The organism is Streptomyces sp. NPDC060027, from assembly GCF_042737005.1.
Classification (GTDB): Bacteria; Actinomycetota; Actinomycetes; order Streptomycetales; family Streptomycetaceae; genus Streptomyces.
The window spans coordinates 21152-27581 of record NZ_JBHWVI010000115.1 but is presented as its reverse complement, the minus strand read 5'-3'; the positions used below and the strand labels follow the sequence as shown (position 1 = coordinate 27581).

Genomic DNA, 6430 nt, shown 5'->3' with positions numbered 1-6430 from the left:
CCGGCAGCCGAATACTCGCTCCGCTCGTTTCGCGCGTCCCCGCGCGAAAAGCATTCCGCCTCCGGCGGCGGTTTATGAATTCGCCCTCCGGGCGGATTCATAAACCTGCGTGCCTCCGGCACGAATTGACGGAGAGTGAGGAATTCTCCGAATTCCCTGGAGAGGAAAGAGAGTTGAAAGCGGATTCCGTGGAGGACTGAAGTCCACGGAATCCGGGAAGGGTTGAGCCCTCCGGGCCCAACCCGACCGGACCGGCACGGGAGTGAGGGACCGTCAGAGCGTGTGTGAGGAGTTGTGGGCACCCTCCGGGTGCCCACGCACCCAACAGCTCACCAGGCGCCCGCAAGGCACCTGACACGCTGCCAGGCTCCCGACACCCAGCGCGGCGACACCGGCGCCGCGCCACCACCGCCAAAGCCCCAGCCCGATCCCCGACGCCGCCACCCGCCCACACCCCACCCCCATTTCTTCTACGGTGCGGGAAAGTGGCAGCTAAGGGGATGTCAGCAACGCAACCACACGTTGTTAGACATCTGACCTGCGGTTTCATCGAAGCCGGCCGTTTGGCCCCGCAACCTCAAACGCAACACCTAACGCAACGTCAGAACGCAGCCCCGGACGCAACGTTGGGCGCAACAGGGGGTTCCATCCCACCTCATCTTCCATTATTATTGGAGTCCTGGGGGAGGCGACCCCCAGGAACCGCAAGGCCAACGAAGGGGAAAACGTGGAAATCAAGATCTCTGGTGGGATCGTCCGCCGCGTACGCGGGGCGGACGCGCCGATGAACGGCCTCGCAATTCAGGCCCGCAACGTCGCGAACTTCCTCCCGCTGCCCGTCCGGCGCAACGGAGCGAACATCGTTCACGACATCGACGACAAGTACACGGGAATTCGCGTCGACACCAAGCGCGGGCCGATCGTCCTGGAAATGCCTACGGGTGACGCTCCTTACCGTCTCGTTCACCAGCTTCCGGAGCCGGACGAAACCGGGCGCACCGAAGTGGAGATGCGCCGCTTCCCGCAGATCTACAAGCCGCAGGGAATCGCGCACATCCTGGGTGAATTCCTTCAGTCGCGCGGGTTTCTGAGTTAGTCAGCAACCTGCCCGGGGGAATGTCGAAAAATTCAGTCATTCCCCCGGGCGCGCCCCAGACAGCAACCGTGATCGGCAAAGGGGAAACTGATCATGAAACTGGTATCGCGTGTGACCGGTAAAGAGATCAAGCAGGGCCGGAAGCTTCGCGGACAGGCAGGCGCCGCCGCACCCCACGCGTGGAGGTTCGAGCGCATCAACCTCCACCGTGACGGTATCCACCGCGTCCACGTGTCGCGCCCCGGCGGGAAGCTGGGTCGGATCCACCGCGCGTTCCACCCGGGCGACTTCGGGTGTGAGGTCAGGGTTGAGATCACGTGGCGCCGGTCCGTCCGGCACGCGGTCTGGCGTACGTGGTCGAAGGTCGACGATTACCTGTTGGCCGGACTGTTCGCACTGGTGCCGTTGGCGTTCTTCGAGCACTTCCACTGGGCGGACGCCATCATGTCCATGCTGGGCATGGGCCACGAGTAGGGGAAAGAGCAGGTCAGGGGTGGGTTTACCCACCCCTGATTTCCATTATTATTGATGTTGTTCGGGGGGCGGTGGCCCCGCCCCCCGAACCGCAGAAGCCAACAGCGAAGGGGAACATCGCATGACTCAGCAGTACGCAGAGCGCGCCACCTCAGCAGCCCCCCGGGGCGCCCGGAACGCCGATCTCCGGGACCTGGTCACCATCCTGGAGGACCACAGGAACCGGAAGTTGGACGTCGTCACCTCCGCGTCCGCACTGTCGTTCCGTGACGGAAACGTCCAGGTCGAGGGCATCGAGCGCCAGATCACGGAAGACGGCGTGACGGACGTCGACGGCACCTACCGCCCCACCGCCGTTGCCGACGAGGGCATCGCGGACAAGCTGAAAATCCCCGTCGCCTACCTCCGCCGCATGCGCGCCGAGAACGTCCCGCTCCTGGACGAGAACGTCAACGCGTGGCTTCGCCAGGAGCCCCACCGCCGTTTCATGCTCCGTGCGCTCCGAGGCGACAGCGCCCCCGGCGCCGCTCCCGCCGAAGGCGTGGCCCGCGCGCTGATGTCCGACAGCTACAAGGTCATGGACAACCTCGACATCCTGCTGGCCGCCCTGGACGGCGTGCAGCAGTCCGGGCACCCGACCAACGTCACCGGCTGCGACCTCACCGACCGCCGCATGTACGTGCGGGTCCAGTCCGAAGCGGTCGCCGTCATGGCGCCCGAACTGCTCAGCGGGTACCGCTCCCCGTTCGACGGCCGCAGCGGAGACGAACTCCCCATCGTCTCGGCCGGGTTCGTCATCACCAACAGCGAAGTCGGGGCCGGTGCGTGGTCGGTCACCCCGCGCGTGGTCATGCAGGTGTGCACCAACGGATTAACCATGCCCATGGACGTCATGCGCGCCGTGCACATCGGCGCCAAGCACGACGAGGGCGTCGTGTCCTGGTCGGAGGAGACCGAGAGGAAGGAACTTGCGGTGATCACGTCCAAGACCGCCGACGCGGTCCGCACGTTCCTCTCGCGTGAGTACGTCGAGGCGAAGTTGCGCGAGATCGAGGCCGCCGCCGGTAAGGCCGTGGCCGAGCCGACGAAGACCATCGAGCACGTCACCAAGACGCTCAAGATCAGCAAGGAGACCCAGGAGACGATCCTCGCCCACTTCATCCGGGGTGGGCAGATCACGGCCGGAGGCGTGATGCAGGCCGTCACATCGACCGCCCAGACCCTCACCGACGCCGACCAGGCCGCCGCCCTGGAAGCGCTCGCACTGCCCGCCCTCACGGCGGCTGCCGCGCACGGCTGACAGACCCCCGTGCGGGCCGGGTGACCCCGACACCCCGGCCCGCACGGGCCCAAACGCTCCGAACACAAAGCCGCGCGCAGTAGGCGCCGTGCCCGGCGGCCGACAGACCCCCGTGCGGGTCGGGAAACTCCCCGGCCCGGCCCGCACGGGCCCGCCCCGCCCGAGCGCGGAGCGCTCCCACCCCCGAGGAAGCGCGGAGCGCGCCCGCCGCGCCCCTGCCGCGTAGCGGCAGAGCAACGCGTCTGCAGAGCAGACCGCGCGCCAAGGAAGCGCGCGCTACGCCCAGATGCAACGCGCACCGCTCACCGCCCCACCGCCGTCCCCGCACGGGCCCCGCCGGCCTTTTGCTGACCACCTCTCGCCAAGGAGCAATCCGCCATGCCCGCACGCCCCGGATTCATCCCCCCGGACAAGGCCGCAACCGAGGCCGCCATGGACCGCGCGTTGGACGCGTTGGCCGCCGTGTTCGAGGCCATCGGCCCCGGTGAGCGCACGCTCGATATCGCGATCATGCGGACCGACGGCGTTCCCCTGTGCCAGGCAGTCGACTTCTCACCCACAGCGAACGTCAAGCTCAGCGGCATTCTCGGCGATGACGACTACTACACGCTGGCCGTGCTTCTCGTGTTCGCACTGGAGGGCAGCACCGTCACCGGCGCCACTCTCATAGCCACCACGGCCGCCGAGCCGCGCCCCCGCGCGTGCGGCTGGAGCGTCCGTGACGGATGGCTGCACCCCATGAACACCGCCACCGTCGAAGTCGCTCTCCTCCCCTGTCCCGGCGTCGTCACCGAAGGCCGCGAGATCTACACCGCCCCGCCCTTCCCGGAGCCGCCCACCATCGGCAAGGGAACCGACCGTGCCTGACATCCCCGCCACCGCGGACCCCGCCGACATCCCCGCCCGCCAGCCGCTCCCCGGAACCCGGATCATCGCCTACCGCATCCCCGCATGGGGGATCGAAGGCCCGTACCTCCACATGGACGCCGCCGACATCTACGCGACGTACGCACAGGCAGCGGGCCGGGCAGGTGACTACCCCGCCCGCACCGCAGGGTTCGGCCGTCAGACGGACGGTCAGGGGCTGGACAACTTCCTACGCGGCAATCTCAACTTCTGGTTGTCCAGCGAGGCCCGGATCACGAACGACGGGGTCATCCGCTACCGCCAGACCCGCAACCACTCCACCGTCACGTTCACCCCCGACAAGACGTCCGGCGTCCTGATCAACCGGCCGGACGAGCAGGTGACAGCCGCCGCTTACCGCGTCACCGCACCGAACGGCATCACGCAGGTGTGGCGCGGGCGAGCCGTCCGCGATGCCATCGCCAGGTGCCGCCGGAAACCCGTCGTCGGCTGGCCCGCAGGGTGGGCCCACCTCATGCCGGACACGTCCGTCCGGTTCGACCCCGGCGGGTTTCCGTGGAGCACCCCGGAGATCTACACCGCCGAACCGGCCGACGAGCCCGCCACGTGGGGCGCGCCGTGCGGTGAGTGCAGATACCCGGAATCCGAACACGACCTCTCCCGCCTGTGGCCCCGCTCCCGGGCCGACGGCACCGGCTGCACCTGCTGGGACTACGTCCTTCAGACGTAGCCGCCCACAAGCCCCCTGCGCCTTCCCCAAACTCCCCCGAGGGGAAGGCGCACGGCCCCAAGGCCAGCACGCCACTGGCCGCAGTCTGTCTCCCCGCGCCCGCATCCCTCCCCTTCGTCGGGCGCGGGGAGACCGCAACCACCCATCAGAACACCGCCACCACTTGAAGGAGCCGTCATGCCCACCGCCCGCGCGCACACGTTCAACTGGACGCATCCGCCGTTCGACAAGGACGAGGGCGAGACGATCCGCGGAAGCCTGCTGCTCACCGCGGCGCAGCGAGCTGTATCGCTGCTCGGTGACCAGTGGGGCGCCGCCGCAGGCCCTGGAGGCCGTACCGGGCACCTGCGCAACGCCCACCACGACGTTTTCACCATCGGAGTGTGCGACGCCGGAGACGTGTTCCTGCGCAACGACGTCACAGGCGACGTGAGGCACCTGCCGCACGCCGACGCGCACAGCAGCCCCGACGACATCGCGGAGCAGGTGGCCGAGTACATCGGCGACCTGTACTGACCCTCCCCCGCCGCCCCGTGCGGCCCGGCACCGGCGCCGGGCCGCGCGCCGAGCAGCACCCGCCCACTCACCGCGTCGACCACCACCAGGAGCAGCCGCGCATGAACCCGAGCCTGACCATCGAGACGCCCGCCGGCGCCGTGCACGCCACCGCCCGGCCCCGCGAGAAGGACTCTGTCGTGTTCGGCCTCGGCGGAGCGATGCGCGGGAGCGTGTACGTCACCGGGACCCACCACGTGCGGCACTGGGACCAGTTCACCGCCGTCCGCGCCTGTCTCGGCCCCGTCAACGCCTTCCAGGAAACCGGGCCCGCCCCCGCCGAGACGCTCCCGCGGCTCGTCCGCAGCCGCACCGGCTACTACGGCAGCCTCACTCTCTACCGCGACGACGCCGACCGCCCCCAGGTGTCGGTGTACCCGATGGAGTCCACCGCCGGACACGAGCCGTCGCCCAAGACTGCGGCGACGCTTACCGCCGTACTGCGCGCCTGCGCGCCTGCGCCGAACACGTCGAGCAGCGGCCCGACTTCCCCCAGCTCCTCACCGCCTCCCGCGAGCGAGACACCCCCGCCCTGCTGCGGTTCCTCACGTGGTCGGCCGACTACCACCGCAGCGCAGCCGCCCGCCTGGAAGGCCAGGCCCGCGCTTCCCGCCCCGCGCTGGGCGCCGCTGTGGCCGCGTGGTGGACCGTCGCACGATGGTTCACCACGCAGCCCCACCCCGTCCTGTTGCTCATGCTCGCCAACCGGGACGGATCGCTGGCCCGCGACGTCGACGTCCAGGCGTGGCTAGGCCCCTACTGCCTCACCGAGGCCGCCGGCGAGCACGACCGCGCCCGCAACGCCGAGGCCGAAGCCGCCTCCCTGCGCACCCAGCGGACCCGGCACCCCGTCCGGCACCCGCAGACCGGCACGCCCAACACCGCACGGATGGAGACCGTATGAAACTGCGCTGGCTCATGACGCTCGGAGAACGCACCCGCCCCGACGCGCCCACCTACGCCGAATGCCCGCCGCCCAGCCAGGCCCGCGCCGCCGCCCTGGCCGACGACTGCGGACAGCTCTTCCCCATCCTCCTGAACTGGCGACGGCAGTTCGGTCACGACGTGACCGGCTGGGCCGCACAGGTCGAAGTCGACGACATCGAGCGCCTCCCCCGCCACGTGACCGAGGACTGGGGTCCGGACGCGCTGCGACTCGACACCACGCCAGGCGGATACGTCGTGGTCTCCGACTACCGGGACCACGAACAGGCCGCCGCCGACACACTCCAGCACCAGGCCCAGTGCCCCGCCCTGGAAGCAGCGTCGGGGACGCAGCCGTAAGTGCGCAGGTCAAGGGTGGGTTCACGCCTCGAAATAATAAACTATTATTGGTTGCGCGGGAGGGGGCAAGCACCCCTCCCGCGCCCGGCACCCTCCGGCCGGGCAGGCCGCACCCTCAGTCGAC

At 69.2% G+C, this 6430-nt stretch carries 8 protein-coding genes; all 8 read left to right on the top strand.

All coding sequences use genetic code 11. The features are described from left to right. The first annotated feature begins 727 nt into the window (after positions 1 to 727). The 8 genes from ACFWBT_RS25770 to ACFWBT_RS25735 all read left to right on the top strand — a co-directional run bounded on the left by ACFWBT_RS25770 (position 728) and on the right by ACFWBT_RS25735 (position 6306). Positions 728 to 1096 carry a hypothetical protein gene (locus ACFWBT_RS25770; RefSeq protein WP_385704485.1) on the top strand — a complete coding sequence of 123 codons (369 nt, stop codon included), beginning with the start codon at positions 728 to 730 and terminating at the stop codon, positions 1094 to 1096. A gap of 93 nt (positions 1097 to 1189) precedes the next feature. Next, complete coding sequence (locus ACFWBT_RS25765) at positions 1190 to 1570, top strand: hypothetical protein (RefSeq protein WP_385704484.1); 381 nt, start codon at positions 1190 to 1192, stop codon at positions 1568 to 1570. 121 nt (positions 1571 to 1691) lie between these two features. Continuing rightward, positions 1692 to 2870, top strand: a complete 1179-nt coding sequence (locus ACFWBT_RS25760; protein ID WP_385704482.1) for a DUF932 domain-containing protein — start codon at positions 1692 to 1694, stop codon at positions 2868 to 2870. Between the two features lie 378 nt (positions 2871 to 3248). Beyond that, on the top strand, positions 3249 to 3737 hold the full coding sequence (locus ACFWBT_RS25755; RefSeq protein ID WP_385704481.1) for a hypothetical protein: 489 nt from the start codon (positions 3249 to 3251) through the stop codon (positions 3735 to 3737). Continuing rightward, on the top strand, positions 3730 to 4467 hold the full coding sequence (locus ACFWBT_RS25750; RefSeq protein ID WP_385704478.1) for a hypothetical protein: 738 nt from the start codon (positions 3730 to 3732) through the stop codon (positions 4465 to 4467). Before ACFWBT_RS25755 ends, ACFWBT_RS25750 begins: the two co-directional genes overlap by 8 nt. A gap of 177 nt (positions 4468 to 4644) precedes the next feature. After that, complete coding sequence (locus tag ACFWBT_RS25745; RefSeq protein ID WP_385704475.1) at positions 4645 to 4983, top strand: hypothetical protein; 339 nt, start codon at positions 4645 to 4647, stop codon at positions 4981 to 4983. A gap of 670 nt (positions 4984 to 5653) precedes the next feature. After that, positions 5654 to 5926, top strand: a complete 273-nt coding sequence (locus ACFWBT_RS25740) for a hypothetical protein (protein WP_385704472.1) — start codon at positions 5654 to 5656, stop codon at positions 5924 to 5926. After that, a complete protein-coding gene (locus ACFWBT_RS25735) occupies positions 5923 to 6306 on the top strand; it encodes a hypothetical protein (protein WP_385704471.1) in 384 nt (127 codons plus the stop codon). The genes ACFWBT_RS25740 and ACFWBT_RS25735 overlap by 4 nt, the downstream gene beginning before the upstream one ends. Positions 6307 to 6430 lie beyond the last annotated feature (124 nt).